17 protein-coding genes are annotated in these 16814 nt (G+C 69.7%); 13 read left to right on the forward strand and 4 right to left on the reverse strand.

Going from position 1 to position 16814, the window contains the following annotated elements; translation table 11 throughout:
• The 8 genes from IBL26_RS17115 to IBL26_RS17150 form a co-directional block, all read left to right on the forward strand.
• Positions 1 to 227: SPOR domain-containing protein (locus IBL26_RS17115; protein WP_187785725.1), on the forward strand; the 227-nt coding region annotated here is incomplete at its 5' end.
• A gap of 135 nt (positions 228 to 362) precedes the next feature.
• Complete coding sequence (locus IBL26_RS17120; RefSeq protein WP_187785726.1) at positions 363 to 1745, forward strand: dihydroorotase; 1383 nt, start codon at positions 363 to 365, stop codon at positions 1743 to 1745.
• Between the two features lie 6 nt (positions 1746 to 1751).
• A complete protein-coding gene (locus tag IBL26_RS17125) occupies positions 1752 to 1991 on the forward strand; it encodes a hypothetical protein (protein WP_187785727.1) in 240 nt (79 codons plus the stop codon).
• Between the two features lie 25 nt (positions 1992 to 2016).
• Positions 2017 to 2232, forward strand: a complete 216-nt coding sequence (locus IBL26_RS17130; RefSeq protein WP_187785728.1) for a hypothetical protein — start codon at positions 2017 to 2019, stop codon at positions 2230 to 2232.
• A gap of 457 nt (positions 2233 to 2689) precedes the next feature.
• Positions 2690 to 3691, forward strand: a complete 1002-nt coding sequence (locus IBL26_RS17135) for an N-carbamoyl-D-amino-acid hydrolase (RefSeq protein ID WP_187785729.1) — start codon at positions 2690 to 2692, stop codon at positions 3689 to 3691.
• Between the two features lie 109 nt (positions 3692 to 3800).
• Positions 3801 to 5378, forward strand: a complete 1578-nt coding sequence (locus IBL26_RS17140) for an ABC transporter substrate-binding protein (protein ID WP_187785730.1) — start codon at positions 3801 to 3803, stop codon at positions 5376 to 5378.
• 5 nt (positions 5379 to 5383) lie between these two features.
• Complete coding sequence (gene add / locus IBL26_RS17145) at positions 5384 to 6478, forward strand: adenosine deaminase (RefSeq protein WP_187785731.1); 1095 nt, start codon at positions 5384 to 5386, stop codon at positions 6476 to 6478.
• Positions 6479 to 6631: 153 nt separating this feature from the next.
• On the forward strand, positions 6632 to 7840 hold the full coding sequence (locus tag IBL26_RS17150; RefSeq protein ID WP_187785732.1) for a M20 aminoacylase family protein: 1209 nt from the start codon (positions 6632 to 6634) through the stop codon (positions 7838 to 7840).
• Between the two features lie 219 nt (positions 7841 to 8059).
• Here the strand turns inward: IBL26_RS17150 and IBL26_RS17155 are convergent, their stop codons facing one another.
• Both IBL26_RS17155 and IBL26_RS17160 read right to left on the reverse strand, forming a co-directional pair.
• Entirely contained in the window at positions 8060 to 8689 is a 630-nt protein-coding gene (locus IBL26_RS17155; protein WP_187785733.1) for a hypothetical protein, read from the reverse strand.
• Between the two features lie 109 nt (positions 8690 to 8798).
• Complete coding sequence (locus tag IBL26_RS17160; protein WP_187785734.1) at positions 8799 to 9455, reverse strand: aspartate/glutamate racemase family protein; 657 nt, start codon at positions 9453 to 9455, stop codon at positions 8799 to 8801.
• Positions 9456 to 9686: 231 nt separating this feature from the next.
• On the opposite strand from IBL26_RS17160, the gene IBL26_RS17165 reads away from it, so the two are divergent.
• On the forward strand, positions 9687 to 10079 hold the full coding sequence (locus IBL26_RS17165; RefSeq protein WP_241749503.1) for a DUF983 domain-containing protein: 393 nt from the start codon (positions 9687 to 9689) through the stop codon (positions 10077 to 10079).
• A 7-nt stretch (positions 10080 to 10086) separates the two neighbouring features.
• Positions 10087 to 10566, forward strand: coding sequence for a UPF0262 family protein (locus IBL26_RS17170; protein WP_187785736.1), 480 nt, complete (start codon positions 10087 to 10089; stop codon positions 10564 to 10566).
• A 286-nt stretch (positions 10567 to 10852) separates the two neighbouring features.
• Here the strand turns inward: IBL26_RS17170 and IBL26_RS17175 are convergent, their stop codons facing one another.
• Entirely contained in the window at positions 10853 to 12553 is a 1701-nt protein-coding gene (locus tag IBL26_RS17175) for a DUF4153 domain-containing protein (protein ID WP_187785737.1), read from the reverse strand.
• A gap of 166 nt (positions 12554 to 12719) precedes the next feature.
• Between IBL26_RS17175 and mtnA the strand changes: the two genes are divergently transcribed.
• Positions 12720 to 13823, forward strand: a complete 1104-nt coding sequence (gene mtnA / locus IBL26_RS17180) for an S-methyl-5-thioribose-1-phosphate isomerase (RefSeq protein ID WP_187785738.1) — start codon at positions 12720 to 12722, stop codon at positions 13821 to 13823.
• Between the two features lie 296 nt (positions 13824 to 14119).
• Here mtnA and IBL26_RS17185 read toward each other — a convergent pair whose 3' ends face one another.
• Complete coding sequence (locus IBL26_RS17185) at positions 14120 to 14998, reverse strand: LysR family transcriptional regulator (protein WP_187785739.1); 879 nt, start codon at positions 14996 to 14998, stop codon at positions 14120 to 14122.
• 85 nt (positions 14999 to 15083) lie between these two features.
• On the opposite strand from IBL26_RS17185, the gene IBL26_RS17190 reads away from it, so the two are divergent.
• Together IBL26_RS17190 and IBL26_RS17195 are read left to right on the forward strand one after the other, a co-directional pair.
• Positions 15084 to 15638 (forward strand): GNAT family N-acetyltransferase, encoded by a 555-nt coding sequence (locus IBL26_RS17190; RefSeq protein ID WP_187785740.1) that lies wholly within the window; start codon positions 15084 to 15086, stop codon positions 15636 to 15638.
• Positions 15631 to 16809, forward strand: a complete 1179-nt coding sequence (locus tag IBL26_RS17195; protein WP_187785741.1) for an MFS transporter — start codon at positions 15631 to 15633, stop codon at positions 16807 to 16809. The genes IBL26_RS17190 and IBL26_RS17195 overlap by 8 nt, the downstream gene beginning before the upstream one ends.
• Positions 16810 to 16814: the final 5 nt, after the last annotated feature.

The raw sequence follows: 16814 nt of genomic DNA on the forward strand, positions 1-16814 counted from the left end.
CTGGCCAGTGGGCCGTGCAGGTCGGCGCCTTCGCGGCGCGCGGCCCGGCGCAGACCGCCGCGCAGAAGGCCGCCGGCCGTGGCGGCCGCACGGAGGTGGAGCGGGTGCGCGTCAACGGCAACTGGTTCTGGCGCGCCCGCGTCACCGGCCTCTCCGCCGATGCGGCGCGTGGCACCTGCCGCGCCACGCGCGGCCCATGCATGGTGCTCTCCCCCAGCGCCCAGTAACCGGCGCACAGTAAGCGGCACGGGGCGCCGGGCCCCGCCCGCCGAGCACCGGATTAAGCCCGGTTGGTGGATCGCGCAGCGGCGCGATCCACGGTATCCTGCCCGCCTGTCCCACGTGCAAAGGCGGTGTGCAGTATGACTCTCCCTTATGACCGCGTGCTTCGCGGCAATCTCGTCCTCCCCGATCGTGTCGTCGCCGACGGCTACATCGCCATCCGGGGCGAGACCATCGCGGCCATCGGCGAGGGAGAGCTTCCCCCGGCGAACGAGGTACATGACTTCAGCGGCCACACCCTGCTGCCGGGGCTGGTCGATGGCCACATGCACACCAGCAGCGCGCTGGGCTGGCCGGGTATCGAGGGCGCGACGCGCTCCGCCGCCGCCGGCGGCGTCACCACCTGCGTGGACATGCCTTACGATGTGCCCCGCGCCGTCACCAACGCGGAGATCTTCGCGGAGAAGGTGGCGGTGGTAAACGCCACCTCGCATGTCGATGTCGCGCTCTACGGCACTATAACCAAGCAGGGCGGCATCGATGCCATTGCCGGGCTGGCGGATGCTGGCGCCTGCTCCTTCAAACTCTCCACCTATGAATACGACGCGGTGCGCTTCCCGCGCATCGACCATCCCACCATGGTCGCCGCCTTCCGCGAGATCGCGAAGACCGGCCTCATGGTGGCACTGCACAACGAGGACCAGGAGCTGGTGGAGCGGCTGACCGCCGAGGCCAAGGCCTCCGGCCGCGTCGACCCGATCATGCACGCCCGCACCCGCCCGCCTCTGGCGGAGACGATGGCGGATCTGGAGATCTTCGAGATCGGCATGGAGACGGGTGCGCACGTGCACATCGCGCACTCCTCGGTCGCCCGTGGCTTCGACATCGCGGAGAGCTTCCGCGCCCAGGGCGGCCTTTCCACCGGCGAGGCCTGCCTGCAGTATCTCTGCATGACGGAGGAGGACCTGGTCCGCCTCAAGGGCTTCGGCAAGTGCAACCCCCCCTTCCGCACCGCCGAGGAAGTGGAGCGCATGTGGGTGGCGCTGCTGGCCGGCAAGGTCGCCTACATCTCCACGGACCATGCCCCCTGGCCGCGCGAGAAGAAGCTGGGCGACGACATCTTCGCCTGTGGCGCCGGGCTGACCGGCCTGCAGTCCTTCGCGCCGGTCCTCTACTCCCTGCTGGTGGAACGCGGGCTGCCGCTGACGCTGATGGCGAAGTACGCGTCTGAGCGGACGGCGAAGTTCCACGGCCTGTTCCCCAAGAAGGGCGCGCTGCGCGTCGGCTCCGACGCCGACGTGCTGGTGATGCAGGAAGGCGACTTCATCTTCGACGAAGCCATCATCCAGGACAGGGAGGCCACCCGCTGGTCGCCCTATCACGGCCGCAAGATCAAGGCGCGCGTCGCCGCCACCTTCCTGCGCGGCACCCAACTGTGGGATGGCGAGACGGTGCTGGCCAACCCCGGCGCCGGCCGCTTCGTGCCACGCCAGCATCGCGACACCTATCTGGGCGAAGGCTGACACGCGATGCGGGTGTTCCTGATCTGCCTCTCCATCGTCCTGGCGCTGGCGCTATGGGTGTGGGCGACCGGGCCGGGAACATCCCTGTTGCTGGCGCTGGGCGGCGGGCTGTTCGCCGCCCTGGTCGGCCGCGTCGCCTATATCCTGCTGCGTCCGCGCATCCCGGACCAGAACGACCCGGTGCCGGCCCCGTCCGGCACGTCCCAGGTGCTGCGGCCCCGGCCGCGCCACCGCCACCACCCCTGAACCGCCAGCCACCAGGAACAAGCCGATGTTCGAGATCCGCCAGGAAGGCGACGAGGAATTCTCCGTCTGGATCGCCGGGAAGGAGCGCATCGCCCTGCTGCGCACCCAGGATGCGGCCGAGGCGCTGATGGATGCGCTGGAAGACGCGTGGGACGATGCCTTCATGCGCGCCATCGCCGAGACACAAATCGAGCACGGCGAGGATTTCATCGACCCGATGCCGCCGGCCGCGAGCCACTGAGTGGGGCTGGGGTGTGGGAGGCACCCTCCTTCGCATCCCTGTTCTCCCTTCCAGGCGACCTGGCCTGCGCCCTCGGTGACCCGGGCCCGCACACCGCCCCGCCTGACACGTCTGACCCGTGCTCGCCTCCCGCCGCAGCCCGCGGACTCGTAGAAGAAGATGGGGTCCGGGGAATTCCTTCCCCGGCCTTCCTTCTCCTGCCCCTCCCGAGCCGTGGCAGGCCGCGCACCGCAAAAATCCCATGAAAAAGATGGCCGGCAGGAATTCCTTCCCTCGCCGTCCCCTCGCATACTCGCCACCGAGTTCCTGGCATCCGGTTTGCTAGAGCGTGACCGCCCAAGGTGCGAAGCATCGGCCGGGCTTATCGCGCGGCCAGGCAACGGCCGGCCCTGGCGTCGCCACCTCCGGCGGCCGCCGGGTCCCGGCCTTCGCGCCCGTCTGAAGGAGTGACCACAGCATGACCCGTCGTCTCACCGTCGCAGCCGCCCAGCTCGGCCCCATCCAGAAGGCGGAGGGGCGCGACGTGGTCGTCGCCCGCCTGGTGCGGCTGATGGAGACCGCGCACAAGCGCGGTGCCGAAGTCGTGGTGTTCCCCGAGCTGGCGCTGACCACCTTCTTCCCGCGCTGGTACGAGGAAGACATCAACAACGCCGACCATTGGTACGAGAGCGCGATGCCGTCCAACGAGACGGCGCCGCTGTTCGAGGCCGCGCGGAAGTACAATATCGGCTTCCACCTCGGCTATGGCGAGATCGCCTACGAGGCGGACGAGACCGGGGTGGTGCGCAAGCGCCACTTCAACACCGCCATCTACGTGCATCCCTCGGGCGAGGTGGTGCTGAAGTACCGCAAGGTGCACCTGCCCGGGCACAAGGAATTCGACCCCGCGCGCAAGGTGCAGCACCTGGAGAAGCGCTACTTCGAGGTCGGCAATCTCGGCTTCCCGGTCGTGCGGGCGCCGATCGGCCAGGCCGGCCCGGTGAATATCGGCATGATGATCTGCAATGACCGCCGCTGGCCGGAATCCTGGCGCGTGATGGGCCTGCAGCAGGTGGAGCTGGTGATGCTGGGCTACAACACGCCCTCCATCAACCAGGACGCCAAGGGGTTCGAGGCGCATCACCTGCGCGTGGCGCACAGCCATCTCTCCATCCAGGCCGGCTGCTACCAGAACGCCACCTTCGGCGTCGCCGTCGCCAAGGCGGGCGTGGAGGATGGGTGCGAGCTGTTCGGCAATTCCATCATCGTCAACCCGCAGGGCCAGATCATGGCTGAGGCGACAAGCTGGGATGACGAGCTGATTGTCGCTGATTGCGACCTCGACATGTGCAATCTGGGCCGCACGACGATCTTCAACTTCGCCGCGCATCGCCGGGTCGAGGCCTATGGCCGCATCCTGGAGCAGACCGGCAGCGTGGCGCCCGCCGAGTGGGCGCCCGCCGCCAAGGCCGCCGAGTAACCGACTAGGCGCGGCCGGCCGCGGCCGCGAGACGAGACGGAAGCCGGCATGAGCGGCCGGCTTCCGCGCTGACATGAATTCGCTCCATCACACGCCAAGGGTTTTCGTCATGCACCGCCGCAGTTTCCTGTCCGCTGTCCTCGCGCCCGCGCTGGCGTCCGCCCCCGCCTTCGCACAGGGCAGTGACGCACGGGCCCGGACGCTGCGGGTGGTGCCGGAAACCCTGACCACCATCCTCGACCCGCATTTCACCACCAGCTTCACCGCGCGCGACTTCTCCTACCTGGTATTCGACACGCTCTTCGCCGTCGATGACCAGTGGCGCCCGCAGCCGCAGATGGTGGAGCGCTGGCAGCGCAGCGAGGACGGGCTGACCTGGACCTTCACCCTGCGCGAAGGCCTGGTGTTCCACGATGGCAGCCCCGTCACCGCCGAGGATTGCGTCGCCAGCCTGCGCCGCTGGGGCGCGCGGGATGCGCTGGGCGGCCTGCTGCTACGGGCTACCGGCACGCTGGAGCCGGTGGACGCCGCCACCTTCCGCCTGGTGCTGAGCCAGCCCTTCGGCCTGGTGCTGGAAGCCCTGGCCAAGCCCGGCGCCATGGTGCCGATGATCATGCCGAAGCGCCTGGCCGAGACGCCGGCCACCCGGCCGATCACCGAGCCCGTCGGCTCCGGCCCCTATCGCTTCGTGGCGGAGGAGTACCGGCCGGGCGACCGCATCGTCCTGGCCCGCCACGCCGCCTACAAGCCGCGCCCGGAGCCTTCCGTCTGGGCCAGCGGCGGCAAGCACCCGCGCTTCGACCGGGTGGAACTGATCGCCATGCCGGATGTCTCCAGCCAGGTGAGCGCGCTGACCACGGGCGAGGTGGATTACCTGGAGCGCCTGCCCGCCGACGTGCTGCCGATCCTGGAGCGCAACCGGCAGGTGAAGGTGCAGGTGGTCAGCCCGTTCGGCTACCAGGGCATCCTGCGCTTCAACCACCGCCTGCCCCCTTTCGACAACCCGAAGGTGCGCCGCGCGGTGATGATGGCGGTGGACCAGGCGGACTACCTGCCCGGCGTCGCCGGCCGCGCCGAGTTCGGCCGGGAATGCCGCAGCTTCTACGGCTGCGGCACGCCCTACGAGACCAATGCCGGCATGCCGGCCAAGCCGGACCTGGAAGCCGCACGCCGCCTGCTGGCCGAGAGCGGCGCCGATCTCTCCGTGCCCGTCGTCATCCTGCATCCGGCCGATGCGCCGGGCATCGCCTCGCTCGGCCTGGTGACGCAGGACCTGCTGACCCGCCTCGGCTTCAAGGTGGACATGCAGAGCATGGACCTGAACACCTTCTTCGGCCGCCGGGCGCGGCCGGAAGGCTGGAACATCTTCCACACCACCAACACCGTGCCGGACATGCAAACGCCGCTGCAGAACGTCTACCTGAACGGCGCCGGCCCCGGCCCGGCGGGCTTCGCCGGCTGGCCGGAGGATGCGGAGGTGGAGCGGCTGCGCGCCGCCTTCGCCGCCGCCAACAGCGAGGCCGAGCGCAAGACTCTGGCCGAGGCGATCCACGCCCGCGCCGCCGAGGCCGGCTTCTACATGCCGCTTGGCCAGTTCGTCGCCGCCTCCGCCTGGCGGGCCGAGCTGACCGACGTGCCGACCGGCCCGGCCATGTTCCTCTGGAACATCGGGCGCGGCGCCCGGTGAGCGCCATGCTGAGCTATTCCGATTATCTGGACCTGGTGCCGAAGGTGGAGTTGCACCTCCACATCGCCGGCGCGGTGCGCGCCACCACTCTGGTGGAACTGGCGGCAGCCAATGGCGTGCGCCTGCCGCGCCCGGCAGAGACGCTGTACCAGTGGCCGGATTTCTATGGCTTCCTGGAAATCCTGCGCCTCGGCGCTCTGGCGGTGCGGCGGCGGGAGGAATTCGCCCGCATCGCCTATGAATGCATCGAGGATCTGCACCGGCACGGCAACGTCCGCCATGCCGAGATCTTCTTCAACCCGCATTACTACACGCCCAACGGCGCCACCTACCCCGAGATCGTCGACGGGTTGCTGGACGGCCTGGCGCGGGCGGAAGCCGCGTTCGGCACCTCCGCGCTGCTGATCGCCTGCATCGACCGCAGCGTGTGCCTGCCGTCCGAGGCGCTGGAGATGCTGGACTGGATGCAGCAACACCCGCGCGAGAAGGTGGTCGGCATCGGGCTGGATGGCGCGGAACGCGCCGGCCCGCCGCTGGTGTGGGTGGAAGCCTGGCGCCGCGCCGGACGCGCCGGCTTCCGCCGCACCGCGCATGTCTGCGAGGATAACCAGACCCTCTTCGAAGGCCCGCCCACCCACTTCACCCATTGCCGGGATGCGCTGGGCTGCGACCGGCTGGACCACGGCTACAACATGCTGGCGGACCCGGCCATCACCGCCCGCGCGGCGGCGGAAGGCGTGCCCTTCACCATGGCCTGCTGGTCCTCGATCCTGCCCAATCGCGGGCCGCGCCAGCAGCGCATCAAGCGGATGTACGAGGCCGGGCTGACGATCGTGCTGGGCACGGACGACCCCACCTTCTTCCACACCACCATGGGCCATTGCTGGCGCACGCTGTTCGCCGCCACCGGCTGGCAGCCCGCCGATGCGCGCCGCCTGAGCCTGAACGGCATCGACGCCAGCTGGCTGCCGGAGGATCGCAAGGCCGCGTTGCGCGCCGCGTTCACCGCGCGGCTGGATGCGTTGGACACGTCGCTCGACCTGTCTGACCGGACAATCGATGGCGCCATCGAACGCCCGCAGCCACGCTGGGAAGGGTGAGGAGACTCCGCCGCTGACCTGCTGTGCGGGGATGGCGTTGTGGGGAACGAGGCGCCGCGACAATGATGACGATTAACGCCGCCGCCATCTTGTCATCACGCCGTCATGGGCGGAGCATCCCGGTCCCGACTTGCTGACCGTGGAGCCTGCTGCATGCCGAAAGAAACCGACGCCCGCGTTGCCGCCATCGCCGCCGAGGCGACCGAGTGGCGGCGCGATATCCACGCCCACCCGGAACTGGCCTTCCAGGAACACCGCACCAGCGACCTCGTCGCCGCCAAGCTGGAGTCCTGGGGCATCGAGGTAACGCGCGGCATCGCCGGCACGGGGCTGGTCGGCACGCTGCGCGGCGGCCGCGCGGCAGCGGGCGATGGGCGTGGCGCCAACAGCCCGCGCGCCATCGGCCTGCGCGCCGACATGGACGCGCTGCCGATGCAGGAGATCACCGGCCTGCCCTATGCCAGCCAGACACCGGGCAAGATGCATGCCTGCGGGCATGACGGGCATACCTCCATGCTGCTCGGCGCCGCCAAGTACCTGGCGGAGACGAAGAACTTCGACGGCACCGTCCACTTCATCTTCCAGCCGGCCGAGGAGGATGGCGGCGGCGGCGAGGTGATGGTGAAGGAAGGGCTGTTCGACCGCTTCCCCTGCGATGCCGTCTTCGGCATCCACAATGACTCGCGCACCGAGGCCGGCACTTTCGTCATCACCCGTGGCACCACCAACGCGGCGGCCGATTCCATCGACATCGTGGTGAAGGGCATGGGCGGCCACGCCGCGCGGCCGCATACCGCGATCGACCCGGTGGTGGCGGCGGCGCATATCATCGTCGCGGCGCAGACCGTGGTCAGCCGGCATACGGACCCGCTGGATTCCGCCGTCATCTCGCTCTGCACCGTGCATGGCGGCACCGCGCGCAACGTCATCCCGGAAGAGGTGACGATCACCGGCACCGTGCGCACCCTGCTGCCGGAGACGCGGGATGCGGTAGAGGAGCAGTTGCGCAACGTCATCACCGCCACCGCCACCGCCCATGGCACCCAGGTGGAGATCCGCTACGCGCGGGGCTACCCGCCGGTGGTGAATACCGATTCCGCGGTGGAACGCGCGCAGCTGGCCGCCGCCGCCATGGCCGGCGAGGCAAGGCTGGTGCGGGAGCGCCCGCCCACCATGGGCGGCGAGGATTTCGCCTACATGGCCAACACGGTGCCGGGCTGCTTCATCCGCCTCGGCCAGGTGGACATGTCGAAGGAAAACTTCGCCACCCACCACCCGCGCTACAATTTCAACGACGCCATCCTGCCAACCGGCATCGCCTTCTGGTCGAGCCTGGTGGAACAGGAGCTGGCCGGGGAGTGAAACGGTTTGGAGAAGGTCGGTCCGCCGCCCTTCTCCATCGCCTCGTCGCCGGGCCGAAGAGGCTGCGAAACGACGGCTGGCGCCGACCGTAGCCAAGGTGCCCACGAAGCTGGTCAGGCGCGCTATCCCGGACCGATGCGCCATTCGGCATCAGGCCGCAGGTCACGGTGGCCCGGTGCCGCCACTCTCCGCCTGCATGCCGGATCTGGGGGGTCTGCCTTAAGGCAGGTGGAGTGGCTCGAACCCGCCCCACTCCTCGCCCGGGCCAAAGGGGAGTGAGCGCCAGGAGACCGACATCTCGTCGAAATCGTCGCTGCCCTCGCCGGCGACCTCGATGCCGCCATGGCCATCCTGCCGGACGAAATCGCACAGAACGACAAGGCTCTCCGGGAACATGACGAAGGAGCGGTTGATCAGCGGCGCCTCCCCCGTCGCCCGCTGCACGGCCGCAATGGCTTCCAGCGGCGACACGCCGAACAACCGCACACCGCCGACGCTGAGGCGGTAGCACAGCCTCGGCGCGATCATCTCGCACAGCCGGCCGTCCCGGTAATCCAGGATCAGCCCGCTTTCCCGTTGCTCGGTCACCAGGTTGGCCTGCAGGGGCGCGGCTTCCCGCATGGCGTCCACCGCCGCCGTGATCTCCTCCGGCTCCAGCAGATTGGCGAAGGCCTGTAGGCTTTCCTCGGCATGCTCGGCCAGATCGTCCCCGGCACGTTCACGGCTGACCCCGCCGATGCTTTGGGAAAAGCTCCCCACATCGCCACGCGTCATGCCGAAATGAATGTCCCCCAGCCCCACGCGGGGCTTCAGGCTCCAGGTATCGTAATTATCGTCCAAGGCGAGCATGGGGGCCTATCCAAGCAGTCATGGGGAAACCATGAGCGCCCGGCGAGTTGCGCCGTGGCGTGCAGGGGCCTCCATTCTCGCCGAAAACCACGCCCAGCGGGGCTGAACTTTACGCCAGCGCCAGCAGCGCCTGCGCGGCGGCCGCCTGGCACGGCTCGATCACCGGCACGCCGGCCGCATCTTCCACCGCCGCGCGATGCCCGGCCATGCCGGCACAACCCAGGATGACGGCCTCACTGCCGGCCGCAACCAGCGCCCTCGCGGTGTCGCACAATGCGGCGCGGGCGGCGGTGGGGTCGGTCAGCGTCTCCATCGGCAGGTTCAGCGCGATGCTGGCCGCCAGGCGGGACTCGACGCCCATGGATTGCAGCACCTTGCGCTGCCTTGCCTTGGAGGCCTCGACGAAGGCGATGATGCCGAAGCGCTCCGCCCTGACCAGGGCAGACGCCACGGCGGAGCGGAACGGGCCGATCACCGGCCGCGACGTCACCGTCCGCAGTACGTCGATCGCGGGGTCGGACACGCAGGCGATGATGTAGGCCAGGGCGGCTTCCCGCTCCACCATCTGGCAGAGCGGCTCCGCCACGCTGAACCAGTCCCGCCAGGTGGCGATCGCCGGCGGGCCGCCGGGCAGGGAAACCACCTCGAACGGCGGGCGCCGCCCGTCCGCGCCGGGCGGCGCGGCGAAGGGGGCCAGGGATTGCGCGATGCCGGCAGTGCAGCTGTGCGAGCAATTCGGGTTGATGACGAGGATGCGGCTTGCCATCTGACCTTTGTCCCTGCCCCGCTGCCCTGTCGCAAGCCCCTCTCGCAAGCCTTGATCTGCGGGGGCGAAATGAACGATATTGCGTTGCACAAATCAGAAGGCCCACCCAGGAGACTGCACCGGGTAGGGTCCAGGAACGCCTTCCAGGAACACCGCATGACCAGCCAGCCACTGAGGCGGTGGGAACCGGATCGCGCGGCCGAGCCCCGCGGGACCGAGCTTCCCCCGTTCATGACCATGATCCGCCGAGGCCTGCGCGGCCGCTGCCCGGTCTGCGGGGAGGGCAAGCTGTTCGCCGGCTTCCTGACCATCGCCCCGGCTTGCGACCGCTGTGGCGCGGCCTTCGCGCATATCCATGCCGATGACGCGCCGCCCTATATCGTCATCTTCCTGGTCGGCCACCTGCTGGTGCCGGTGATCTTCTGGGTCGAAAAGACCTGGATGCCGCCGATGTGGCTGCACATGGCGCTCTGGCTGCCGCTGTTCACCATCATTTGCACCTTGATGCTGCGGCCGGTGAAGGGCGCGGTGCTGGGCTGGATGCTGCGGCTGGGTCCGTTGGGGGACACGGCGGAGGCCACCATCGCGCCCCGCCCCTCCGCCCGGGCCGATGGCGATGCCTGAGCCCGAGATGAACGCCGCCCCCAGCCAGCGGCTGGAGCGGATCGAGCTGCCGGACAGCGCGCCGCTGCCCAGCCCCTATGCCGAGGCGGACCGGACCCAGGCCGTGGCCGACCTGCTGATGGCCAACCGGTTCGACCCGGAAGGGCTGCCCGGCGGCCCCTATGCGCTGCATCTCTCGCTGCGCGAGGGCCGGCTGATCTTCGACATCCGCGACACCGCCGACCAGCCGCTGCACGCGCTGATGCTGGCGCTCGGCCCGTTCCGCCGGCTGATCAAGGACTACCACATGGTGGTCGAAAGCCATGAGCGGGCGGTGACCGAGGGCGGCAACGAGTCCAGCATCCAGGCCATCGACATGGGGCGGCGCGGCCTGCACAACGAAGGGGCCGAGCTGCTGGCCCGCCGCCTGCACGGCCGCGTGGAGCTGGATTTCGAAACGGCGCGGCGCCTGTTCACCCTGGTCTGCGCCCTGCACCAGCGGATCTGAAACCGCCCGCTATAGAGCGGGGGTGGCACGCGTGCCCCGGAGAGATGGCGTGGGAAGGTCGGGGGAGTGAACTCCCCCGAACCCCCTCCTTTTCTCTGTCAGTTTCAGATGTGGCCGCTGTAGTCACGCGTGCGCCAGGACGGTTTCTCGTGCAGAAGGCCCGCTTCGCCAGCACCTCTTGGATGAACAGAAAGAAAAGGAGTGGGGGTCCGGGGGAGAATTAATTCTCCCCTAGTCCTGGCCCGACCAATCGGTGCAACGCTGCTACCCAGCGTCTCTCGCGCCTCTAGTCGCAGTAGGGCGTATAGCCGCTCGGCGGCAGGCGGCGGCCGGCGACCTCGACCTCCTGCCAGCGCGGCGGCAGCAGCCGCAACTCGCCGGCCAGGATGCCGGCTGCTACCTCCCGGCCGCAATTGCCGGTGTTGAAGGAGCCGGTGCGCCGCCACTCGCCTTCCATCTGCTGGAACACCAGGAAGCTCTGCCCGGCAGGGCCGACCAGCCACGCCCGCTGCCCGTTGCCTTCCAGGTCAACCGGCGTCGCGACGCAATCGGTGATGCGGCAGAACGCGGACTGGCCCTGCATGGACGCCACGATTCCGGGCGGGATCTCCGCCTCGGCCGGGTAGGGCACCAGGCGCGGCCGCGAGGGTGTCTCCACGACGGAATCCGGCGGCGGCTCGGCCTGGCGCCGCGCTGCCGTGGCGATGGCCGGGTCGGGGTGCTGCGTCAGCGCCTGCAGGGCCCGCCGGCCGTAGCGGCGGGAAAAATCCTGCAGGAAGCGAAAGTCGAAGGCCTCCACCGGCACCTTGCCATCCAGCAGCCGGGCTACCTGGCTGTTGACGGCCAGCCGGTTGGGGTCGGCCAACGGAGTGTTCAGCCCCAGCACCACCAAAACGGCGATGCCGGCGACTGCGATGTTGGCGGGCTCCAGCAGCCGCATCCGCGGCCGCAGGGCCGCCAGCGCGTAGGGCACGGCATAGCAGGCCAGCACCAGGACCACTGCGACGCTGATCACCCGGTTCCGCGTCAGCCCGTATTGGCCAATGCGCAGCCACAGGCCCCAGGCGGCCAGCGCCACCAGCACCGGCAGCACCCAGCAGGCCAGCCGGGCGGACCAGCGCAGCAACGGCAGCGCCCCGGCATGGCCGTCCTGGTGCACGGCGTTGATCAGCACCACCAGCGTGGCGGCGGCCGTCATCAGCAGCGGCCCGCCATAGCCCGTTTCCCACAGCGGGGTCAGCCCGGTGAAGGGCAGCGCCAGCAGGAAGCAGGTGGTCAGCCCCGCCAGCAGCGGCGTCAGCCAGCCCAGCAGCGTCAACCCCAGGATGCGCACCCCACGTGTCAGCCGGTCCTGCGCATCGGCCAGGTGCAGCGCGGCAGCGCCCACTGTGGTGGTGACGACGATGACGAACGGGGCCTCCTCCGCCAGCCGGTCCAGCCACCCGATGCCGATGACCTGGAACAGCGAGGCCCCCAGCCGGTACACCGCCCAGAAGGCGGCGACAAAGGCGATGCCCAGCAGCAATTGAATGGCGGAGCGCCACGCGGCCTCGAAACAGGCGCCATAGCCCGGCCACCAATGGCGGGAGGCGTCGGCGGCGGCGACCAGGTTATGCGCCACGAACAGCATCGGCAGCAGGGACAGCATGAGTTGCAGCGACGGCTCGGCCAGGCCGCCGCTGCTATTCTGCCGCAGGTCGTGCGAGCCCATCAGCACAATCACCACCCCGGCCGTCAGCACCCAGCCGGCCAATACGCGGCGGCGCAGATGGCCCAGCCCCAGCAGCACCGTCAGCGGCAGGAAGGCTACCAGCAGGCAGAGCAGCGTAAACCCCTTGGGGTTGCGCAGCAGCCAAGGTGCCGGGTCGTCCGCCAGCAGGCGCCACAGCCCGTAGCCTGCCACGCCCTGCAACAGGCCGATGATCATGCGGGCGGCGGCGATGCCGGCCGCCGGTGCGGGCGCGGGCCGCGAGTCGCTGTCTGACATGCGGCGGATGCTGCCGCCCGGTTCAAGCTCTGTCACATCAGAGGATCGCGCGCAGAGCTCACCTTTGCGATGGGCATGACGAAGCGCGCGAAAACACCCTATATGCCGGGCCTGAGACCCCCTGCCCCGCCCGCACCGCGCGGCCCTCCACGGACGGAGCCTTGCCATGAAGATCGACGGCGTCGCCTATCGCAGCGTCTGGGTAGACGAGGATGGCTGGTCCGTCCGTATCCTGGACCAGACCCGCCTGCCCTGGACCGTGGACATCCTGCGCCTGACGGATGAGCAGCAGGTGGCGCACGCCATCAAATCCATGCAGGTGCGCGGCGCACCGCTGATCGGCGCCGTCGCCGCCTACGGGCTGGCGCTGGCATTGCGCCGCGATGCCTCCGACGCCGCGCTGGAAAGCGTCGCCGCCATGTTGGGCGAGACGCGGCCGACCGCGATCAACCTCCGCTGGGCCCTGGCCCGCATGCTGGCGGCGCTGCGCCCGGTGGCCCCGGCCGCGCGCGCCCAGGCTGCCTACGATGCCGCCGCCGCCATCGCGGAGGATGACGTCGAGACCTGCCGCAGCATCGGCCAGCACGGCCTGCCGCTGATCCAGGACATCGCCGCCCGCAAGCCCGGGCAGCCGGTCAATATCCTGACCCACTGCAACACCGGCTGGATCGCGACGGTCGATTACGGCACGGCGCTCTCCGTCATCTACCAGGCGCACGATGCCGGCATTCCGGTGCATGTGTGGGTGGACGAGACCCGCCCGCGCAACCAGGGCTCGGCGCTGACGGCGTGGGAGCTCGGCAAGCACGGCGTGCCGCATACCGTGATCGCCGACAATGCCGGTGGTCACCTGATGCAGCATGGGCAGGTGGACATCGTGCTGGTGGGCACCGACCGGGTGACGCGCCATGGCGATGTGGCCAACAAGATCGGTACTTACCTGAAGGCGCTGGCCTGCCACGACAACAACGTGCCCTTCTGGGTGGCGCTGCCGCACTCCACGCTGGACATGTCCGTGCGGGACGGCCTGCGCGAGATCCCGATCGAGGAGCGCGCCGCCGAGGAAGTGCTGACCGTGACGGGCCAGACGGCCGATGGCAAGGTGGTGACGGTCCGTACCGCCGCCCCCGGCAGCGCCGGCGCCAACCCGGCGTTCGACGTGACGCCGGCCCGGCTGGTGACGGGGCTGATCACCGAACGCGGGCGCTGCGATGCCTCCGAAGCCGGGCTGCTCGGACTGTATCCGGAGTTCGCGGCGAAGGCGGCCTGACGGGGCACGGTTGATGGAAGGCTGGGGAAGCAATTCCCCAGCCCCCATCTTCTTTTCTTCGCGTTGGGCTGTGCGAGAGGCCATCCGTGCTTTGGTGAGGCGGCTGCCGGTTGCTGCGGCAGGCAGTGCCGGCTGAAGGCGTCGCCGCCGCCCGATACCCGTCTCGGCCCAGCCCAGCCCTCTTTCAACCGAACGACCCTCCCCCACAGCCACGCCACACAACTCGCAAAAAAGAAGGGGCCCGGGGAATTCCTTCACCGGCCTTCTCCCACCGCGGCATGAAAAGCGGCGCACCCTCAGCCCGCGTCCTGCAACGCCTCCGACATCACCCGCAGCCCGCGGTCCAGCACCTTTTCCTTCCGCATCACCAGCACGAGTTCCCGCGAGGTCGCCGGACGTAGCGGGCGGCGTTCGGCGCCCGGCACGTCCTCCGGCAGCGCCAACCCAGGGAGGACGGACGCACCAAGGCCGCCGCCCACCAGCACCTTGATGGCCTCCACGCTGCCCAGTTCCATGATTGGCTTCGGTGCCACCCCGGCCTTGCGGAACCAGGCGTCGACGATCCCGCGCGTATCGCCGCCGGCCTCGTAGAGAATCAGCGGCAGCCCCGCCAGTTGGGAAGGGGTCAGCGGCCCTTCCCCCAGGCTGCCGCGCGGCACCAGCGCCACGAGGCCGTCCCGCCGCAGCGGGATGCGCGCCAGGCTGCGGCTGAGGCTGCGCGGCATCGTGACCAGGCCGGCATCCAGGCTGCCTTCCTCCACCCGGCGCAGCATCTCCGGCGTGTTGCCGATGACGACCAGGATCTCCAGCCCCGGCATGCGCCGACGCGCTGCCTCCAGCACCGGTGGCAGCAGGTGGATGCAGGCGGTGGCCCCGGTGCCCAACCGCACCCGGCCGAAATCGCCGGAGCGGCAGGCGAGCGCGGCGGTGGTGACTTCGATGGCGGCGGCCTGGGCGCGGCGGGCGGGTTCCAGGATGGCCAGGCCGGCGGCGGTCGGCACCACGCGTCCCTCCGCCCGGTCCAGCAAGCGGGCGCCAAGGATGCGCTCCATCTCCCGCAACTGCTGGCTGGCGGCGGGCTGGGTCAGGTTGAGGGAGCGCGCGGCTTCCGTGACGCTGCCGAGATCGATGGCGGCGATGAAGGTGCGAAGCTGGCGCAACGTCGGGGTGTCCATAAGGCAAACTTATTCTGATGCGGCGCATTCAGAAAACTTTCTTTCCGATACGGCCTGGCAGCCCGACCATGGGCCGGCACCCTCCATGGCCAGATCGAACGTGACCCAGACCACCATCCGCCCCGTCGCTGACGCCGATCTCGGCGCCATCACCGCCATCTACCGCCACCACGTGCTGTACGGCAGCGCCTCCTTCGAGACGGAACCACCGGCGGAGGCGGAGATGGCCCGGCGCCGGTCCGCGCTGCTGGACCAGGAGTACCCGTATCTGGTGGCCGAGCGCGGCGGCGACGTCCTTGGCTACGCCTATGCCGGTGCCTATCGGCCGCGCGTGGCCTACCGCAACACGGTGGAGGATTCGGTCTATCTGCGGCCGGATGCCTTTGGGCTCGGCATCGGCTCCATGCTGCTGGCGGCCCTCATCGAGACCTGCGAGGCACGCGGCTTCCGGCAGATGATGGCGGTGGTGGGGGATAGCGCCAACGCATCCTCCATCCGGCTGCATCAGCGCCATGGCTTCCGCTGCGTCGGCACGTTGGAGACCGTCGGCTACAAGCATGGGCGATGGCTGGATTGCGTGCTGTTCCAGCGCCGCCTCGGCGCCGGCGCCACCACGCCCCCACAGCCCCGCGATGCCTGAGAACCCAGTACCGGTCCGCCGCCTGGCTTGGGCACTGGGGGTCAACCAGCTGCTCTCCTGGGCCACCAGCTTCTATGTGCCGGCTGTCATCGCCGGGGCGGCGGCGGCGGAAATGGGCGTCTCCACCGCCCTGCTGATGGGCGGGTTTTCCTGCGCGCTGCTGATCACCGGCCTCTGCGCGCCACATGTTGGCCGATGGATCGGCCAGCATGGCGGCCGCTTCTCATTGGCGGCCAGCACGGTGGTGCTGGGGCTGGGCTTGCTGCTGCTGGCCTGGGCACAAGGTGTGGGCGGCTGGTATCTGGGCTGGGCGGTGCTCGGAATCGGCATGGCGCTGGGGCTGTACGATGCCGCTTTCGCCACGGCCGGCACCTTGCTCGGCGTTGGCGTGGCACCGGCCATCACCGGCATCTCGCTGCTCGGCGGCTTTGCCAGCACGCTGGGCTGGCCGGCCGGCATGGCGCTGCTCGGCCTGCTGGACTGGCGCGGCGTGCTGGTTGTCTATGCCCTGGTGCAGTTGGCCGTGAACCTGCCACTGGTGCTGTGGGCCGTACCCCAAGCGCCGCCGCAGCCGCCCGCCCCGGCCGCCGCCACAACCGGCCCAACGGCCGCCCACCGTCTCAGGGCGGTGATGCTGGCTTGCATGGGCAGCTTCTTCACCCTCCGCTGGTTCATCACCTCCGCCATGGCGGCGCATGTCCTGCCATTGATGGCCGGGCTCGGCCTCAGCCCCGGCCAGGCTCTGGCCGCCGCCATGCTGATCGGCCCCGGCCAGGTGGCAGGGCGCCTGCTGGAATGGCAGTTGGCGCCGCGCATCGGCACATTGTGGCGGGCGAGGCTGGGGGCGCTGCTGTTTCCAGCGGGCGCATTGCTGCTGCTCTCCGGTAGCCCGTTTGCCGCCTTCGGCTTCGCGCTGCTCTATGGGATGAGCAACGGCATCCTCACCATCAACCGCGGTACGCTGCCCATGCTGGTCTTCGGCCCCAACGGCTACGCCGCCCTGCTCGGCTGGATCGCGCTGCCGGTGCTGCTGGCCCAGGCCGCCGCACCCGCCGTGGCGGCACCCTTCATTGCCGCACTGCCCGCGACCGGCCTGCTGGTCGGCTCCGGCTGCGTCGCCGGGCTCGCCGCGTTTCTGCTGTTGCCATTGCGGGCCCGGGTGACCGGGTGACAGGG

This window comes from Teichococcus aerophilus (assembly GCF_014490485.1).
Lineage (GTDB): Bacteria > Pseudomonadota > Alphaproteobacteria > Acetobacterales > Acetobacteraceae > Pseudoroseomonas > Pseudoroseomonas aerophila.